Origin of the sequence: Sinorhizobium kostiense (genome assembly GCF_017874595.1) — a bacterium.
Lineage (GTDB): Bacteria > Pseudomonadota > Alphaproteobacteria > Rhizobiales > Rhizobiaceae > Sinorhizobium > Sinorhizobium kostiense.
Window position 1 is genome coordinate 25243 of sequence record NZ_JAGILA010000005.1, and the last position, 16907, is coordinate 42149.

Genomic DNA, 16907 nt, shown 5'->3' on the forward strand with positions numbered 1-16907 from the left:
AATCTCAGGGTGTCCTCGTGTTCATGGCGGTATGTCAATCGGCCGGACGAATGCTGCCGCCGGCGCTGAGAGACCACCTGTCGATTGTCTTTGAACGGCTTGCGGTCATAGTGTCCGGTGCCGATTCCAGAAGCCTGGCGCAACGCGTGGCGATCATCGCCTTCGCGATAAGAACCTTAAGCGCCGCGATCGCCTTCGTCTCGCAGATCGAGCTTGCGCGCCTCATGGGCGAATTCGAATACGGCGTCTTCATTTTCGTCTGGGTGATGGCCATCCTGTTCGGAAACCTGTCCTGCCTCGGTCTGCATTCGGCCGTCATCCGCTTCCTGCCGGAATATCACACGACGTCGGCTCTTGCCGAAATCCGCGGGCTCACGACCACGGCGCGCATTTTTGCTCTCGTGTCCGCGAGCACGCTTGCCGCAGGCGCTGCCGTCGGGCTCTGGCTCTTTGGACTCGACATCGAGAACTACTACATCGTTCCGCTCTATCTCGGCCTCTGCGCGCTGCCGATGATCGCGCTCGGCGACGTAATGGATGGCACGGCGCGTGCTCATGCCTGGCCGATCGCGGCGCTGAGCCCGACCTTCATCGTGCGACCGCTGCTCATTTTAGCGTTCATGCTTGGTGCCATTCACGCCGGCCTGCCGCACGACGCGATAACGGCCATGGCGGCCGCGCTGGCGGCGACCTATGTCACCGCGCTCGGACAGTTCCTCGCCATGGTGTGGCGGCTCGGCCGGCAATATGCGACAGGCCCCATGAGGATCGAACTCGGGCGATGGCTGCGCGTCTCAGTACCAATCTTCCTTGTCGATGGCTTCGGCTTCCTGCTCACCAATGCCGACGTCGTCATTGTCGGCCTGTACCTGAAGCCGGACGACGTGGCGGTCTACTTTGCCGCAGCCAAGACGATGGCGCTCGTGCATTTCGTGATGTTCGCAGTGAAGGCCGCGGCTGGTCCCCGATTGTCGGGGGCGATGGCCGTGCGCGACCTTGATCAACTGACGGAAATCGCCATCGAAAGCGCGCGCTGGTCCTTCTGGCCATCGCTGGCGATCGGCTGCACGGTCGTCCTCGCCGGACCCCTTCTGCTTTCGCTGTTCGGCCCGGCATTCCCCGCCGGTGCACCGCTGATGGCGATCCTGCTAATCGGGATTCTCGCCAAGGCCTTCGTGGGCCCGGCTGAAACACTCCTCACCATGGCCGGGCGGCAGAAGCTTTGCGTCGCTCTCTATGCGGTGGCGCTCGCCGCCAATGTCGCGCTTAACGCGACGCTCGTGCCGCTCTTCGGCCTGACAGGGGCGGCATCGGCGACAGCCGGCGCGATGTTTGTGGAAGCGATCATCCTGTACGTCGGGGTGAGGCACACATTCGGCTTCACGCTGTTCGCGTTTGCGGGTGGAAGGAGCATTAGCGACGAGAAGGAGGCGATCAGGCCATGAGCGGCAATATCCAGCTTCCCGGCGAGTTGAGTGGCAGGACGAATCGCCTGCCCCCCGGATTGGTGCGGCCGGACCTCAATGCGTCTCATGCCGAGCGGGTGATGATGGTGGGGCGGCCGGGGCGCCATCTCGCGATTTATCCGGCGCGCGCCGGCTACGAGCTGCAGCGAGAGCTCGACTTCCTTTCCAATCGCGCCATCGAGCCGAATGTCTTCTTCACCGGCCGGTTCCTCGCACCGGCGATGCCGCGGCTCGAGGAGCGGGTCATTCGCCTCGCCGTCATTCGCGACGAGAACGAGCGCAGCAGCCGCATGCGTTTCGTAATGCCGTTTTCGGTCGAGAAGCCGGGATTTTCGATCGGCGCGCCCATAATTCGTGCCTGGTCCAATTCCTTCGGACCAATGGGCGTTCCTCTTCTCGACGCGGAAGGCGCGGCCGAGACGATCAGCAACTTCTACCGGGCGCTTGCCGCACCCGATTCCAGCCTGCCGCAGGTGCTGGTGCTGCCCGACGTGCGGCTCAAGGGCAAGTTCGCGCGGCTCGCCCGCGCCGTCGCGATCGGCGAGAACCTGCCGCTAACGGTGACCGACACCTTCGAGCGGCCAATGCTGGAGAGCCTGCTCGACGGCCAGACCTATCTGCGCAAGGCGATCAGCCGGCCGCATTTCAGGGATCTGAAGCGGCAGTGGACCAATCTCGAGAAATGCGGCGAGCTTCGCTATTGCGTCGCACGCCAGCCGGAGGAGATCCGCTGGCGAACGGAAGAGTTCCTGGCGCTGGAGGCCTCCGGCTGGAAGGGCCGCGAGCGCAGCGCCATGATCATGGACCGCTATCGCGCCGCCTTCGCAAGAGAGTCGATCACCAATCTTGCCGAAGCTGACTGCGTGCGCATCCACACGCTCGATCTCGACGGCAAGGCGATAGCCGCTATGGTCGTGTTCCTGATGGCCGGCGAGGCCTACACATGGAAAACCGCCTACGACGAACGCTACGCGAAATTCTCGCCCGGCAAGCTGCTGCTCGCTCAGCTGACGGAATGGCACCTCGACGACGCCAACATCGTCCGCTCCGATTCCTGCGCCGTGCCCGACCATCCGATGCTTGCGCGCTTCTGGCAGGAGCGCGAAGAGATGGGCACCCTCGTTATCGGCTTGCGGCAGGACCGCGACCGAGACGTGCGCCAGGTGGCGACGCAGCTTCACCTCTATCGCAACACCCGCAACATGGCGCGGATGCTGCGCGACAAGATACGGGCGCTGGCGGGGCGATAGGAATGTGAGGACTAACGGATCGGGAATCTACCCCCTCTGGCCTGCCGGCCATCTCCCCCACAACGGGGAGGGCCGATGTGGCACGCACGTGTGCCCATCAACGGGCAGGCGTTCTGTCCCTCCAGGCTCTATGTGTCAAGCTCAAGCGCTTTGATCGCATGATTAGCCGGCCGCGAGTCAATCTCCGGCAGGCCTGAGGGGGCAGGCTGCCGTTCCACTGTCCTAATTCCTACGTCGCCGATATCCTCCACCGCCGCCTTCTCCCGCAATAGCCGGCGGATGACCTTGCCCGAGGTCGTCAACGGCAGGCTGTCCACGAACTCGATCTCGCGCGGATATTCGTGCATGGAGAGCCGGTTCTTCACCCAATCTCGCATCGCAGCGGCGGTCTCGTAGCTGGCGTCGATTCCCGGCTTCAGCACCACATAGGCCTTGACGATTTCGGTTCGTACCGGATCCGGCTTGCCGATGGCGGCCGCCATTTGGACATCGGCATGGCCGGCCAGGCAATCCTCGATTTCGCCCGGGCCGATGCGATAGCCTGATGAGGTGATGACGTCGTCGTCCCGGCCGAAGAAGGTGAAATAGCCCTCCTCGTCCATCACGGCCTGGTCGCCGGTGGTCATCCAGTCGCCGACGAACTTGGCCTCGGTCGCCTTTTCATTCTTCCAGTAGCCGAGGAACATCACCGGGTCGGGGCGCTTGACTGCGACCTGCCCGATCACCCCCGATGGCAGAACACGCCCCTCCGGGTCGATGATTGCGACCTCATGGCCAGGCGCCGCCCTTCCCATCGAGCCTGGCTTCAGCACCCCGAGATCGGCTGCCGAGGAGACGACGATGTTACACTCCGTCTGGCCGTAGAATTCGCTGACCTCGATGCCGAGCACGGCCTTCACCCATTCGAAGGTTTCGCGCCCGAGCCTCTCGCCCGCCGATCCAATCGTGCGGAGATTGAGGCGATAGCGCTCGCGCGGCCGCTCGACGGCCCTCAGCAGTCTCAGCGCCGTCGGCGGAATGAAGGCGTTGCGCACATCCATGTCCTGCATGATCCGGAAGGCCATGTGCGGATCGAACTTCTGCGCCGGCGAGGAGACGACCGGCACTCCGAAGAACAGCGACGGAAGCAGCGCGTTGAGTAGCCCGCCCGCCCACGCCCAGTCGGCCGGCGTCCACATGCGGTCGCCGGGCTTCGGCAGGAAGTGATGGTGGAACTGGAATCCTGGCAAATGACCGAGCAGCACGCGATGGCCGTGCAGCGCTCCCTTTGGCAACCCCGTGGTCCCGGACGTATAGATCATCAGTGCCGGGTCATCCGGCGTCGTGTCTGCCGCGGCAAAGCGCCCCTCGCCCGCAGCCAGACGATCGAAACGGGCGGTGCCCGGCAATTCCTCCGCTTCCGCAAGCACGACGAGCCGCAACTCCGGCAGCTCGTCCCGGATGGCGGAAAGCCGCTCATAACCGAATCGATTGGTGACGACCGCGGCCGCCTCCGCGTCGCGCAGGCGATAGGCAAGCGCCTCGACACCGAAGAGCAGCGCCAGCGGCAGGGCGATGGCGCCGAGCTTGTAGATCGCCGCATGGGCGATCGCCGCTTCGAAGCCCTGCGGCAGGAGGATGGCGACGCGATCGCCAGGCTTGATGCCGTGTGAGAGAAGACCGCCGGCAAAGGAGGAAGACCTCGCCGCAAAGGCACCATAGGTCAACGAAAGATGCGCGCCATCGGGGCTGAAATGCTGAAGGCAGACCCGCTCCGGCTCCCGTGCAGCCCAGGCATCGCTCACGGAAACGCCGATATTGAATCTCTCCGGAATCCGCCAACGGAATTCGCGATAGAGATCCTCGTAAGTGTCGATATTGGGCAACATGGCGGGCCGAAGCGAATATTTGCTGCATGGCAGCTAGCATTTCCGACCGGGTGATTTCAATGGACAATCAGCCACCGGGGCGGAATATGCGCGCACCACTCCGCTGCGATTTGTCGAACGGATCGCACGGCCTCTGGCTAGCGCCCCAAGCCCCTCACGCGTCCTTCGCGGCTTAACGCTGACACAATCGAATGACTGTCTGAAGGTTGGTGCCCCATGCCGGGGTCGAACCAGCACTCCTTTTGGGAACTCGATTTTGAGTCGAGCGCGTCTACCAATTCCGCCAATGGGGCATAAGGCTGGGCGATATCAGCGGCTTGCGATTTACACGAAGCTTTTCGCACCGGTCAACCGGGAACTTGCGAAATTCGCTCAAGAGATCGCAAAAGCGTGCGTTTGGTCGCATGCTAGAGCGATTTACAGCCGCACCATTCCTACATAAGAAGGGGGATCGAATGAAGGGCGGCCAAGCGTATCCCCCCGGCCGTCGTGAGGTAGGTCGAAGTGTCGGTAGCCCAACGTAAGCAGTTCATCTTCGCCGTGCTCGTCACCCTCGGAATGGCGGCGACCGTCGGCGGCGCCCTCGGCTTCGAGCATATCGGCGGATACATCCCCTGCGCGCTCTGCCTGCTCCAACGGGATCCTTATTATTACGGCCTTCCGCTTGGTATTATCGCCATCCTGACCAGCGTCATGAAGCTGCCAGCCTGGACGACGCGCACCTTGCTCGTGCTCGTCGGCCTCCTGATGCTCATCGGTGCCGGGATCGGCGTCTATCACGCCGGAGTCGAATGGCATTTCTGGGAAGGACCCTCGACCTGCGCCACGACCGCGCAGGGCATCTCCTCCGATGTCGGTGATCTACTCGGCGACCTCGACGCCAAGCACGCCCCCTCCTGCACGGATGCGGCGCTGCGGGTCTTCGGCCTTTCCTTCGCCGGCTGGAACGTGATCGCGAGCCTCATTCTGGCGGCAATCGCCCTCAGAGGAGCCGCAAAGGCTTAGGCCCTACGGCTGCAGCTCGACATCCCAATAGAGATAGTCCATCCAGCTTTCATGCAGATGGTTCGGCGGGAAGAGCCGGCCATTGTTGTGCAGGTCCTGCACGGTTGGCTGGTAGGGCTTTTGGTGGGGGAACATATGGGCGTGCTTCGGCAGCTTGCTTCCCTTGCGTAAATTGCAGGGCGAACAGGCCGCCACCACATTATCCCAGGTCGTCTGGCCGCCATGGGCCCGCGGTATCACATGGTCGAAGGTCAGATCGTCCGGCGAACCGCAATATTGGCACTCGAACTTGTCGCGCAGGAAGACATTGAACCGGGTGAAGGCCGGGTAGCGCGAAGGCTGGACATAGCTCTTCAAGCAGACAACGCTCGGTAGCCGCATGGAGAAGCTTGGCGACGAGACGGAATGTTCATATTCGGCAAGGATGATGACACGGTCGAGGAAGACCGCCTTGATCGCGTCCTGCCAGGACCAGAGCGACAAGGGATAATAGCTCAAGGGCCTGTAATCGGCGTTCAAGACAAGCGCCGGAAGGGCCTGAGGTGAGACTGCAATCGTCAAGCGCAATTTCTCCTGATCGATTCGGCATCTGCACCTTCTATATTAGGCGCGTTGCAACAGGATTGTGAAGCCACAAAGAAAAACTCGAGAAGGGATTCGCTTTTTTCTTCAAGGCGTCACGGGGAGCGCGTCGCGCCGCATTTCCTGGGCGTAATAGGCCCAGAAGAGCCGTGCGGCGACGCTGCGCCAGGGCGACCAGATGACAGCAAGCGAATCGACCTCGCTTGCTGTCGGGCGGAGTTCGAAGCCGAGCGCATGACCGACGGCGTTCTGCAGTGCCACGTCTCCGGAAGGAAAGACGTCCGGATGCCCTGCGCAGAAGAGCAGATAGACCTCAGCCGTCCAGCGGCCCACGCCTTTGATCGCGGTCAGCTCGAGAATTGCCGCCGGCGCTTCTCTGTCGCAGATGGCATCGAGGTCGATTTCGCCGGCACCGGCAGCGGCCGCGACACGACGCAACGTGTCGGCCTTTGCCCGCGAGAGCCCGAACTGCCTGCAATCGTCGTCGGTCAGCGACAACACGGCGGCGGCGCTGATCTCGCCAAGCGAGCCCTCCATTCGCTTCCAGATCGCAGCGGCGCTCGCCTTCGAAACCATCTGAGAGACGATGATGTTGGCAAGGCCGCGATAGCCAGGCTCGGCTCGCCTAAGCGGCACCGGCCCGGCCTTGTCGATGACGTGTTCCAGGCGGGCGTCGAGCATGAGGAGGCCGGCCAGGCCAGCTTCGATATCCTCGTGTGTCCGGATGATCCGCATGCGACCTCCACTGCATGTGTCCCTTCTGCGTCTGGAAAGGACGCACGGCTGTAGAAAGCGGATGACCTTTATACCGCTTCCGTGCAAAAGGAACACGATGCCGATTGAACGACCGGAACAACCCGTATTCCGCTTTGCGCCGAGCCCGAACGGTCGGCTGCATCTTGGCCACGCGCTCTCGGCGATCGTGAATCACGACATGGCGGCCGCAATGGGCGGGCGCTTTCTCGTTCGTATCGAGGACATCGACCGAACCCGCTGCCGTCCGGAATTCGAGAGGGCCATTTTCGAGGATCTGACCTGGCTCGGCCTCGCCTGGGAAGAGCCGATCCGCCGCCAATCCGATCATCTCGATCTCTACGCGGCAGCGCTCGAGCGGCTGAAGGAGATGGGGCTTGTTTATCCCTCTGTCATGAGCCGCGGCGAGATCAAGGCGATGGTGGCAGCAGCGGAAGTGACGGGAGAGCCTTGGCCGCGCGACCCCGATGGAAGTCCGCTTTATCCCGGCCGCGAGCGTGAGCTGTCGCAAGCCGCGCAGGCGGAGCTTTCGGCGACGGGCGGCGCCCATGCCTGGCGCATCGATGTCGCCAAAGCTGTGGCGCGCGTTGGCGAATCGCTTACATGGCGGGAAACGGGAGCAGGGCCTTCAGGAGAAAGCGAGCTGATCGCAGCCGATCCCACCGTTTGGGGTGACGTCACCCTCTCGCGCTCCGATGCGCCTTCGAGCTACCATCTTTCGGTCGTCATCGATGACGCTCTGCAGGGCGTGACTCATGTCGTGCGCGGCCGCGATCTTTACCATGCAACCTCCATCCACCGTCTGCTGCAGCGGCTTCTCGACCTGCCGGAGCCCGTCTATCACCACCATCGTCTGGTCCTCGGGCCGGACGGACGGAAACTTTCGAAAAGCAACGGAGACACTGGCATTGCTGCGCTGAGAGCGGCCGGGCACGAACCGGCCGACATCCGCGCGATGCTTTTGTGCCCCGAGGAGAGCAAAATTCCAGAAAATGCACGGCGCTGAAGACTACAGCACCGCGCGTCTTATCAGACGCGCAAAGGTCGCTGTAGCCCTTTGAATCGCTGCATGTCTTTGTCTTAAATCGAGATCGATTTAAGGAGACATGCAGTAGCGGGTCACTCGCCTCGCGTCTGAAACCGGCGCTTGACCATGCGCTTCACCCTGAATTTGATGATTGCTGCGTTTATCTCGGCGCCGATAATGAAAATAGCACCGATCATGTAGAGAAAGACGAGCACGATCACGATCGAGGCGAGACCCGCATAGGTCGCGACATAGGTGGAGAATGCGGCAAGGTAAGACGCAAAGGCATAGGCGCCGATCGACCACAGAAGCAATGTGAGGGTCACGCCGGGCAGCACGTCCATCACATTGCGATGACCGTCCGGCAGCCAGAGGTGGGAGACAAGCAGCCCCGCGGTCAGCATCACCAGTACCAATGCCAGCCCCCAATTATCGACGGTGGCCAGGACATTGCTGAGCCACGGCAGCCACTGGTCGGCGTTGCGAACCGCAAGCGGTACGGCCACGAGCAGGATGCTGAGGGCGGCGAGAACCAGCACGGCGGCAAGCACAAAACCAAGACTCGCGAGCCGCGTTACGTACCAGGGCCGGCTTTCGGAGACGCGATAGGCCCTGTTGAGCGCAATCCGCAGCGCCTCCACGCCGTTCGAGGCGAAATAGGCGGCCGCCAGCACCGAGATGGTGAGAATTTCGCCGCGAGGGATGGTCAGCACTTCTATGATCTCGTCGGCAACCGGCTTCGCAATCGATTCCGGCCAGGCGTCAAAGATCAAGTGGACCGCTGTGTCGGCGAACTGATCGGCGCCAAGGAAGCTGCCGAGCGCCGTCCCGAAGATCAGGAATGGAAAAACGGCCATCAGCGTTGACAGGGCGACGTGGCTCGCCATGGCCCAGCCGTCGTCTTCGCTGAAGTGCCAATAGGCGTCGAACGCGACCTTCCAGATGATGCGAAGGATTGCCGGCATCCCGTCTCCAAATTCGCGCGTGAACACTGTCTCAAGTCCCGCGCAGCCTCCTGCATGTCTCCTTGGATCGACTTCGATTTACGGAAAGACATGCAGCAAATCAAAGTGCTACAGCGACCTTTGCGCGTCTGAAGACGCGCTGCACCGTTATTGTATCGCAACGGTGAATATGGGAAACGACGTTCTGATTTCTACAGGAATCAAGTGCATGTCCGATCGCCCCACCATAATCGTCACCGGCTGCTCTTCCGGGATCGGCGCCTATTGCGCCCGTGCGCTGAAGGCGGATGGTTGGCGCGTCTTTGCCACCGTGCGTCGGCCCGAGGATCAGGTGGCACTGGAACTGGAAGGCATCGAGACTTTCATCATGGACTATACCCAGCCGGACACGATCGCCGCGCTGGTCGAAGCGGTGATGGCGCGGACCAGCGGTCGAATCGACGCGCTCTTCAACAATGGTGCCTACGGACAGGCTGGTGCCGTAGAGGACTTGCCGACCGAGGCCCTCCGGCTGCAATTCGAGACCAATGTTGTCGGTTGGCACGACCTGACGCGCCGCGTCATCCCGGCAATGCGGGCCCGTGGCCACGGCCGCATCGTGCAATGTTCCTCGATTCTCGGCATCGTCCCCTACCGCTGGCGCGGCGCCTATAACGCCTCGAAATTCGCGCTCGAGGCCCTGTCTCTGACGATGCGGATGGAACTCGCCGGCAGTGGCATCGAGGTGAGCCTGATCGAGCCCGGTCCGATAAGGTCGAAATTCACCGTAAACGCCCTCACCTATGTCGAGCGCTTCATCGATCGCAAGAATTCCGTCCACCGGGCGGAGTACGAACGTCAGATGCGGCGCCTGCGTGGAGACAGCAAACCGGCGAGGGGCAAGCTCGGACCGGATGCCGTCTACCATGTCTTGAAACACGCTTTGACGGCACGCCGTCCGAGGCCGCATTATATAGTGACGACACCCGCCAAACAGGGCGCACTCCTGAAGAGGCTTCTGCCGGCGGCCCTGTTCTATCGCATCATCGGCCGACTCGGCTGATCGAGAAAAGGAATAACGCCATGCCCAGTTTCCTCACCGCCGTGACACTGTTCGTCATGGGCCTGGTCGTGATCGTGCTGATCCGTGGTCTGTTGAACATGGCCCGGCGCGGCAGCGGCAACACCTCGAACAAGCTGATGCAGGCCCGCATCGTGTTCCAGGCGATTGCCCTCGTGCTGATCATGTTGACGCTGTGGGTCACCGGCGGCGGGCGTCCGAGCTGAGAGCGCGGGTCAGTGATGGTCAGACTCAACAAGATTTATACCAGGACCGGTGATAACGGGACGACCGGGCTCGTCAGCGGTCCGCGCCGCTCGAAAAGCGATCTCCGGGTCGAGGCCTATGGGAGCGTAGACGAGACGAACGCCTTCCTCGGCCTTGCGCGCCAGCACACGGCAGCATCGGCCGAGATGGACGCGATGCTAATGCGCGTCCAAAACGATCTCTTCGATCTCGGCGCGGATCTAGCGACTCCCGAGACCGGCGAAAAGCCGGCTTACGAACCGCTGCGGATCGTCGCAGCCCAGGTCGAGCGACTCGAGGGCGAGATCGACCGATTGAACGCCGAACTCGAACCCTTGCGATCCTTCGTGCTGCCCGCCGGGAGCGCGGCCGCCGCGGCGCTGCATGCCGCCCGAACCGTTGCCAGGCGCGCCGAACGGCAGATGGTGGCGCTCGCGGAGACGGAAGGCGAGGCCGTCAGCCGCGAGGCGATCGCCTATATCAACCGGCTCTCCGATTTCCTGTTCGTCGCCGCCCGCTGGGTAAACGACAAGGGGCGCGCCGACGTGCTTTGGGTTCCGGGCAAGAATAGATAAGGTCGCGCAGAAAGACGCGTTTCGGGAGGTCGCATGTTCATACCGCTTCATGACCGGAACGACCTGAAGCATATCGAAATGCAATATGTGACGGTCGCGCTGATCGCCTTGAATTTCCTTGCCTGGTTCCTCACGGGACCGATCGCCACCGAAGAGTTCGCCAACGCAGCCGTACTCGGCTTCGGTTACATCCCCGCGATCGTTTTCGATTACGCCATCCTTGACCCGGCCCTCGTCTTTGTCCCTGACGAATTTACCTTCGTCACCTACTCGTTCCTGCATGGCGACATCTCGCACCTGGCTATGAACATGCTGTTTCTCTGGGTGTTCGGCGACAATGTCGAAGACGCGCTCGGCCACTTCCGCTTTCTCATTTTCTACCTCCTCACCGCTGCCGCCGGCGCGCTTGCGCATGGGCTCATCGACCCCGCCTCGGAAGCGCCGCTCATCGGCGCTTCCGGTGCCGTTTCCGGAGTCGTCGCCGCCTATTTCCTCTTGCATCCAAAGGTACGGGTCTGGGTGCTCGTGCTGTTCCGCATACCGCTGCCGCTGCCGGCCGCCATCCCCCTCGCTTTCTGGATCGGCCAGCAATTCTTCATGTTCTTCGCCGAGCCGAATGGCGGCGTCTCCTGGAGCGCCCATGTCGGCGGAATAATCGCTGGGCTCTTGCTTGTGGTCATTTTGCGACGACCCGGCGTTCCGCTTTTCGACCGCACGATCGTCACACCCCGCGCCGTCGAACATGAATTCGAGCCCATCGAGGGTACGACCACTCCCCTGCCAGGCCGCAAGAAGCCTCCGGTTCCGTGGGGTCGCCCGACCTGAGTGCACGGGCACGAACTTTTCTTTAAAGCAGAATATGACGTAAACTCAATGGATTGCTGGCGCAAACATGCGCTTCCTCCCAAGGCGCTGCCCAACGCGTCTGCCGCTTGCCACGGTCGTTAGTTACGTGTACGTAAACGTTAATTGATCTGCCGGACCTTTATCGCTCTCGCTTCGAAGTCCGCGATTGTAATTGGAGAAAAAACGCGTATCGATGTCGCCAACCGACAATCAGGCCGCTCTGTTAAGGCGCATTTTCCTGCGAAAGTTCCTGGAGGGAAAGTATCCATGAAAATCCTAGTCACGGTGAAACGGGTCGTCGATTTCAACGTCAAGATCCGGGTGAAGGCGGACGGCACGGGCGTCGAGCTTGCCAATGTGAAGATGTCGATGAACCCGTTCGACGAGATCTCGGTCGAAGAAGCTCTGAGGCTCAAGGAAGCCGGCAAGGCGAGCGAAGTCGTCGTCGTCTCGATCGGCCCGGCCAAGGCGGAAGAGACGCTGCGCACCGCACTTGCCATGGGTGCCGACCGGGCGATCCTCGTCGAGACCGAGGACCAGGTCGAGCCGCTCGCCGTCGCCAAGATCGTCAAGGGCGTTGCCGAGGCCGAACAGCCGGGGCTGATCATCGTCGGCAAGCAGGCGATCGACGACGATTCGAACCAGACCGGCCAGATGCTGTCGGCACTCTTGGGCTGGCCGCAGGGCACCTTCGCCTCCAAGGTCGAGATCGGCGACGGCAAGGTCAACGTCACCCGCGAGGTCGACGGCGGCCTGCAGACGGTGGAACTGAAGCTGCCGGCGGTGGTCACCACCGATCTGCGTCTGAACGAGCCGCGCTATGCCTCGCTGCCGAACATCATGAAGGCGAAGAAGAAGCCGCTCGACAAGAAGTCGCCGGCCGATTTCGGCGTCGACACGCGCCCGCGGTTGAAAGTGTTGAAGACGGAAGAGCCGTCGGGCCGCAAGGCCGGCATCAAGGTCAAGTCGGTCGCCGAGCTCGTCGAGAAGCTCAAGACCGAAGCCGGCGTCCTGTAAGTTCTAGGAAAGGGAAATTTCATCATGGCCATTCTGCTACTGGCTGACCACGACAACAGCCACCTTTCCGATCAGACCGCAAAGGCGCTGACGGCTGCCCAAAAGATCGGCTCCGACGTGCATGTGCTCGTCGCCGGCTCGAACGTCAAGGCGATCGCCGAAGAGGCCGCCAGGCTCTCCGGCGTGTCCAAGGTGCTTGTCGCCGAGGATGCAAGCCTTGCCAACAATCTCGCCGAGCCGCTGGCGGCGACGATCGTCTCGCTTGCCGGCAGCTACGACACGATAATCACCGCCGCCACCTCGGTCGGCAAGAACGTCATGCCGCGGGTGGCCGCCCTGCTCGACGTCGCGCAGGTATCCGAAATTATCGAGGTCGTCTCCGCCGACACTTATCGGCGGCCGATCTATGCCGGCAATGCCATCCAGACTGTGCAGACGAGCGAACCGAAGAAGGTCATCACCGTCCGCACCGCCTCCTTCGCCGCCGCTCCCGAGGGTGGCTCGGCCGCGATCGAGACGGTATCGGCAGCGGCCGATCCGGGCCTTTCGAGCCACATTTCCGATGCGCTCTCCTCCTCCGACCGCCCGGAACTAACCTCGGCGAAGATCATCATCTCCGGCGGCCGAGCGCTCGGCTCCTCGGAGAAGTTCAAGGAAGTGATCCTGCCGGTCGCCGACAAGCTCGGTGCTGCCGTCGGCGCCTCGCGCGCTGCCGTCGACGCCGGCTATGCGCCGAACGACTGGCAGGTCGGCCAGACCGGCAAGGTGGTCGCGCCCGACCTCTACATCGCCTGCGGCATCTCCGGCGCCATCCAGCACTTGGCTGGCATGAAGGATTCCAAGGTGATCGTCGCCATAAATAAGGACGAGGAAGCGCCGATCTTCCAGGTCGCCGATTACGGTCTCGTCGCCGATCTCTTCGATGTGCTGCCGGAGCTCGAAAAGGCGCTCTAGCGCTGCGGGTGCCACGAAAAAGCTGGAAAAACCGCCGGCTTGGCATTAACAATCTTACCGGGTCGGCCCGACCGGCCCGGTATTTTTTGTGGTTTCCGCAGCGCGACTGCTGAAGCCCCTGAGGATGGATGTTCGCTTCAATGATCAAGACGGTCGGAATTATTGGCGCTGGGCAAATGGGCTGCGGCATTGCCCATGTTTCGGCAACCGCCGGATATAAGGTACAGATTTACGACATCGCAGCGGACCGGATCGAGGCAGGGCTCGCCACCATCAACGGCAATCTCGCCCGCCAGGTTTCCTCCGGCAAGATGAGCGACGACGATCGCAAGAAAGCGCTTTCCCTGATCAAGGGCTCGACGGACATCAATGACCTGTCACAGTCGGATCTCGTCGTCGAGGCGGTTACGGAAGACGAGACCATCAAGCGCAAGATCTATGGCCAGGTTTGTCCGGTGATGAAGTCGGACGCAATTCTTGCGACAAACACGTCATCCCTCTCGATTACCCGGCTCGCCTCGGCGACCGACCGCCCCGAGCGGTTCATGGGCATACATTTCATGAACCCGGTTCCGGTGATGAAGCTCGTGGAACTGGTGCGGGGCATCGCCACCGAGGATGAGACCTTCCAGGCGGCCAAGGAATTCGCGGCGCGCCTCGACAAGACGGTCACCGTCGCCGAGGACTTCCCCGCCTTCATCGTCAATCGCATCCTGTTGCCGATGATCAACGAGGCGATCTACACGCTTTATGAAGGCGTCGGTACGGTTGATGCGATCGACACGGCGATGCGGCTCGGCGCCAACCATCCGATGGGACCGCTGCAGCTTGCCGACTTCATCGGGCTCGATACCTGCCTCTCGATCATGCAGGTGCTGCATGACGGCTTGGCGGACACCAAATACCGGCCCTGTCCACTTCTGGTGAAATACGTGGAAGCCGGTTGGCTCGGCCGCAAGTCCGGCCGCGGCTTCTACGATTATCGCGGCGAAGTCCCAGTACCGACGCGCTGATCCGCGACCAACCTCAACTGCCCGCTGGCGGTTTGATCGCGGCCTGGATGAGGCGCTTGGCGTCCTCGCTGTCCCAGACGGCAGGCCCGTTCATCGAGCCGATGAGGCAGCCTTTGTCGTCGATGAGCAGGGTTGCCGGGAGCCCGAAGGCAAGGCCTTGCTTCTTCAGCTCATTGAAGACGCCCATAGACGGATCGCGGTAATAGCGAAGCTCGTCGACATCGACCTCGTCGAGGAAGGCTTTCGGCTTTTCGTCGCCGCCAGTGTCGATATTGATCGCGACGACTTCGAAGCGATCGCTGCCAAGGGACTTTTGCAATGCGTTCAGCGCCGGCATTTCCTCCCTGCATGGAAAGCACCAGGTCGCCCAGAGATTAATGAGCAACGTCTTGCCGGCAAAGGACGCGAGCGTCAGCGACTTCCCGTCCGGACCGGCAAATTCCAGGCCGTTGATCTTACGCGCATCAACGGCAGGCGTCATCGCGGCGACCTGTCCGCGCATCAGCGGCGTCACGGCGGCGGCGTTCTCGGCGGCAAGCGGGCAGCTCGCGTCTGCGGCGGTTAGCGCCACGCTGCCATTGCCAGACCCGGCCTCCTTCACGTATACCGCAGCCGCACCGGCGATCACGCCCAGAAGGGCGGCGAGCGCGAACAATTTCACGGCCGGAGGATGTTTCTTCTGGTCTGGCATTTCATTCTCCAAGGCGGGCATTCCCCATGGCTGACGGCAGTTCCGAGACGAAATCCTCCAACCAGATGTGGGGCGGTCGCTTCGCCTCTGGTCCGGACGCGATCATGGAGGAGATAAATGCCTCGATCGGCTTCGACAAGAAGCTCTATGCCCAGGACATCCGCGGCTCAATAGCGCATGCGACCATGCTCGCGCATCAAGGCATCATTTCCGCCGATGATAAAGACAAGATCGTTCACGGGCTCAACACGATCCTGTCAGAGATCGAAAGCGGCGCCTTCGAGTTCTCGCGCCGCCTCGAGGACATTCACATGAATGTCGAGGCGCGGCTGGCGACGCTGATCGGCCCCGCCGCCGGCCGCCTGCACACGGCGCGCTCGCGCAACGACCAGGTCGCGCTCGATTTCCGCCTCTGGGTGAAGGAAGAGCTGCAGAAGACCGAAGAGGCCCTGACCGCCCTGATCGACGCCTTCCTCGACCGGGCGGAAGAGCACGCCGATACCGTGATGCCGGGCTTCACCCATCTGCAGACCGCCCAGCCCGTAACCTTCGGCCATCATTGCATGGCCTATGTCGAAATGTTCGGCCGCGACCGCGCGCGCGTGCGCCACGCCATCGAGCACATGGACGAGAGTCCGATCGGCGCGGCCGCCCTTGCCGGCACCGGCTTCCCGATCGACCGCCACATGACCGCCAAGGCACTCGGCTTCCGCGAGCCGACCCGCAACTCGATCGACACCGTCTCCGACCGCGACTTTGCGCTTGAATTCCTGTCGATCGCCGCGATCGCGGCTACCCATCTGTCACGTCTTGCGGAAGAGATCGTCATCTGGTCGACGCCACAGTTCGGCTTCATCCGCCTGTCGGACGCCTTCTCGACCGGCTCTTCGATCATGCCGCAGAAGAAGAATCCCGACGCCGCCGAGCTGGTGCGCGCCAAGACTGGCCGCATCAACGGCTCGCTGGTGGCGCTTCTGACCGTGATGAAGGGCCTGCCGCTTGCCTATTCCAAGGACATGCAGGAGGACAAGGAGCAGGTCTTCGACGCCGCCGAAAACCTCGAGCTCGCCATCGCCGCGATGACCGGCATGGTGCGGGACATGACGGTGCGCGCCGACCGTATGAAGGCCGCCGCCGGGTCCGGCTATTCGACCGCCACCGACCTCGCCGATTGGTTGGTGCGCGAGGCGGGGCTGCCCTTCCGCGACGCCCATCACGTGACCGGCCGCGCCGTCGCGCTTGCCGAACAGAAAGGCTGCGACCTTGCCGGCCTCTCGCTCGACGAGCTGAAAGCGATCAATCCGGACATCACCGAGAAGGTCTTCGACGTTCTGACGGTCGAAGCCTCCGTCGCCAGCCGCACCAGCTTCGGCGGCACCGCGCCGGCGGAGGTCCGCAAGCAGATCGCCTGGTGGCGCGCGCGCAATTAACGCGTATCGCCAGACAGTGTGAAGCGGCTTGCGGACGACGAAAGGTTACTCAAGAAAATCCAAAACGCGTCGAGCGCTTCCTCGGTACGCGCTGCGTTCGAGGCGCGGCGGTCGCAAACAGAAACGGGGTGCACAAGCGGCTGAAAAACCGATAATAGATCGCACCAGAGCCGGCAGAAT

The 16907-nt window shown here is 62.3% G+C and carries 16 protein-coding genes, 1 tRNA gene and 1 pseudogene; 12 read left to right on the forward strand and 6 right to left on the reverse strand.

What is annotated here, in order from left to right:
* Positions 1–50 precede the first annotated feature (50 nt).
* A complete protein-coding gene (locus tag J2Z31_RS18020; protein ID WP_209603726.1) occupies positions 51–1445 on the forward strand; it encodes a lipopolysaccharide biosynthesis protein in 1395 nt (464 codons plus the stop codon).
* Positions 1442–2716 (forward strand): GNAT family N-acetyltransferase, encoded by a 1275-nt coding sequence (locus tag J2Z31_RS18025; protein WP_209603053.1) that lies wholly within the window; start codon positions 1442–1444, stop codon positions 2714–2716. Before J2Z31_RS18020 ends, J2Z31_RS18025 begins: the two co-directional genes overlap by 4 nt.
* 245 nt (positions 2717–2961) lie before the next feature.
* On the opposite strand, the pseudogene J2Z31_RS18030 reads toward J2Z31_RS18025, so the two are convergent.
* Positions 2962–4584 (reverse strand): annotated as a pseudogene (locus J2Z31_RS18030) (AMP-binding protein); the annotation flags it as partial.
* 207 nt (positions 4585–4791) lie between these two features.
* Positions 4792–4877 (reverse strand) — tRNA-Leu (locus J2Z31_RS18035).
* Between the two features lie 211 nt (positions 4878–5088).
* On the opposite strand from J2Z31_RS18035, the gene J2Z31_RS18040 reads away from it, so the two are divergent.
* Positions 5089–5589: a disulfide bond formation protein B gene (locus J2Z31_RS18040; RefSeq protein ID WP_328243611.1), complete on the forward strand. Its 501-nt coding sequence runs from the start codon at positions 5089–5091 to the stop codon at positions 5587–5589.
* 3 nt (positions 5590–5592) lie between these two features.
* On the opposite strand, the gene J2Z31_RS18045 is transcribed toward J2Z31_RS18040, so the two are convergent.
* The gene (locus J2Z31_RS18045; protein ID WP_209603056.1) at positions 5593–6150 is read right to left on the reverse strand and encodes an HNH endonuclease; all 558 of its coding nucleotides are present in this window, start codon (positions 6148–6150) and stop codon (positions 5593–5595) included.
* Between the two features lie 108 nt (positions 6151–6258).
* Positions 6259–6906 (reverse strand): DNA-3-methyladenine glycosylase family protein, encoded by a 648-nt coding sequence (locus J2Z31_RS18050; RefSeq protein WP_209603058.1) that lies wholly within the window; start codon positions 6904–6906, stop codon positions 6259–6261.
* A gap of 97 nt (positions 6907–7003) precedes the next feature.
* On the opposite strand from J2Z31_RS18050, the gene gluQRS reads away from it, so the two are divergent.
* Positions 7004–7930 carry a tRNA glutamyl-Q(34) synthetase GluQRS gene (gene gluQRS, locus J2Z31_RS18055; protein ID WP_234939516.1) on the forward strand — a complete coding sequence of 309 codons (927 nt, stop codon included), beginning with the start codon at positions 7004–7006 and terminating at the stop codon, positions 7928–7930.
* 113 nt (positions 7931–8043) lie between these two features.
* On the opposite strand, the gene J2Z31_RS18060 is transcribed toward gluQRS, so the two are convergent.
* Entirely contained in the window at positions 8044–8916 is an 873-nt protein-coding gene (locus J2Z31_RS18060) for a YihY/virulence factor BrkB family protein (RefSeq protein ID WP_209603059.1), read from the reverse strand.
* A gap of 208 nt (positions 8917–9124) precedes the next feature.
* On the opposite strand from J2Z31_RS18060, the gene J2Z31_RS18065 reads away from it, so the two are divergent.
* From J2Z31_RS18065 to J2Z31_RS18095, 7 genes are all read left to right on the forward strand, one after another.
* Positions 9125–9958, forward strand: a complete 834-nt coding sequence (locus J2Z31_RS18065) for an SDR family oxidoreductase (protein WP_209603061.1) — start codon at positions 9125–9127, stop codon at positions 9956–9958.
* 20 nt (positions 9959–9978) lie between these two features.
* Entirely contained in the window at positions 9979–10182 is a 204-nt protein-coding gene (locus J2Z31_RS18070; protein ID WP_209603062.1) for a twin transmembrane helix small protein, read from the forward strand.
* A 15-nt stretch (positions 10183–10197) separates the two neighbouring features.
* Positions 10198–10776, forward strand: coding sequence for a cob(I)yrinic acid a,c-diamide adenosyltransferase (locus J2Z31_RS18075; RefSeq protein WP_209603064.1), 579 nt, complete (start codon positions 10198–10200; stop codon positions 10774–10776).
* A 33-nt stretch (positions 10777–10809) separates the two neighbouring features.
* Positions 10810–11601 (forward strand): rhomboid family intramembrane serine protease, encoded by a 792-nt coding sequence (locus tag J2Z31_RS18080; RefSeq protein ID WP_209603066.1) that lies wholly within the window; start codon positions 10810–10812, stop codon positions 11599–11601.
* A 288-nt stretch (positions 11602–11889) separates the two neighbouring features.
* Positions 11890–12639: an electron transfer flavoprotein subunit beta/FixA family protein gene (locus tag J2Z31_RS18085; protein ID WP_209603068.1), complete on the forward strand. Its 750-nt coding sequence runs from the start codon at positions 11890–11892 to the stop codon at positions 12637–12639.
* A 24-nt stretch (positions 12640–12663) separates the two neighbouring features.
* Positions 12664–13593, forward strand: a complete 930-nt coding sequence (locus J2Z31_RS18090; protein ID WP_209603069.1) for an electron transfer flavoprotein subunit alpha/FixB family protein — start codon at positions 12664–12666, stop codon at positions 13591–13593.
* A 140-nt stretch (positions 13594–13733) separates the two neighbouring features.
* On the forward strand, positions 13734–14606 hold the full coding sequence (locus J2Z31_RS18095) for a 3-hydroxybutyryl-CoA dehydrogenase (RefSeq protein WP_209603071.1): 873 nt from the start codon (positions 13734–13736) through the stop codon (positions 14604–14606).
* A 13-nt stretch (positions 14607–14619) separates the two neighbouring features.
* On the opposite strand, the gene tlpA is transcribed toward J2Z31_RS18095, so the two are convergent.
* Positions 14620–15297: a thiol:disulfide interchange protein TlpA gene (tlpA, locus tag J2Z31_RS18100; RefSeq protein ID WP_209603073.1), complete on the reverse strand. Its 678-nt coding sequence runs from the start codon at positions 15295–15297 to the stop codon at positions 14620–14622.
* A 26-nt stretch (positions 15298–15323) separates the two neighbouring features.
* Here tlpA and argH point away from each other — a divergent pair, with 26 nt between their 5' ends.
* Complete coding sequence (argH, locus tag J2Z31_RS18105) at positions 15324–16727, forward strand: argininosuccinate lyase (RefSeq protein ID WP_209603075.1); 1404 nt, start codon at positions 15324–15326, stop codon at positions 16725–16727.
* Positions 16728–16907 lie beyond the last annotated feature (180 nt).

Coding starts and splice junctions, on each gene's coding strand:
- J2Z31_RS18020 (WP_209603726.1), top strand. CDS start 51: ATGCTGCCGCCGGCGCTGAGAGACCACCTGTCGATTGTCTTTGAACGG.
- J2Z31_RS18025 (WP_209603053.1), top strand. CDS start 1,442: ATGAGCGGCAATATCCAGCTTCCCGGCGAGTTGAGTGGCAGGACGAAT.
- J2Z31_RS18050 (WP_209603058.1), bottom strand. CDS start 6,906: ATGCGGATCATCCGGACACACGAGGATATCGAAGCTGGCCTGGCCGGC.
- gluQRS (WP_234939516.1), top strand. CDS start 7,004: ATGCCGATTGAACGACCGGAACAACCCGTATTCCGCTTTGCGCCGAGC.
- J2Z31_RS18060 (WP_209603059.1), bottom strand. CDS start 8,916: ATGCCGGCAATCCTTCGCATCATCTGGAAGGTCGCGTTCGACGCCTAT.
- J2Z31_RS18065 (WP_209603061.1), top strand. CDS start 9,125: ATGTCCGATCGCCCCACCATAATCGTCACCGGCTGCTCTTCCGGGATC.
- J2Z31_RS18070 (WP_209603062.1), top strand. CDS start 9,979: ATGCCCAGTTTCCTCACCGCCGTGACACTGTTCGTCATGGGCCTGGTC.
- J2Z31_RS18075 (WP_209603064.1), top strand. CDS start 10,198: ATGGTCAGACTCAACAAGATTTATACCAGGACCGGTGATAACGGGACG.
- J2Z31_RS18080 (WP_209603066.1), top strand. CDS start 10,810: ATGTTCATACCGCTTCATGACCGGAACGACCTGAAGCATATCGAAATG.
- J2Z31_RS18085 (WP_209603068.1), top strand. CDS start 11,890: ATGAAAATCCTAGTCACGGTGAAACGGGTCGTCGATTTCAACGTCAAG.
- J2Z31_RS18090 (WP_209603069.1), top strand. CDS start 12,664: ATGGCCATTCTGCTACTGGCTGACCACGACAACAGCCACCTTTCCGAT.
- J2Z31_RS18095 (WP_209603071.1), top strand. CDS start 13,734: ATGATCAAGACGGTCGGAATTATTGGCGCTGGGCAAATGGGCTGCGGC.
- tlpA (WP_209603073.1), bottom strand. CDS start 15,297: ATGCCAGACCAGAAGAAACATCCTCCGGCCGTGAAATTGTTCGCGCTC.
- argH (WP_209603075.1), top strand. CDS start 15,324: ATGGCTGACGGCAGTTCCGAGACGAAATCCTCCAACCAGATGTGGGGC.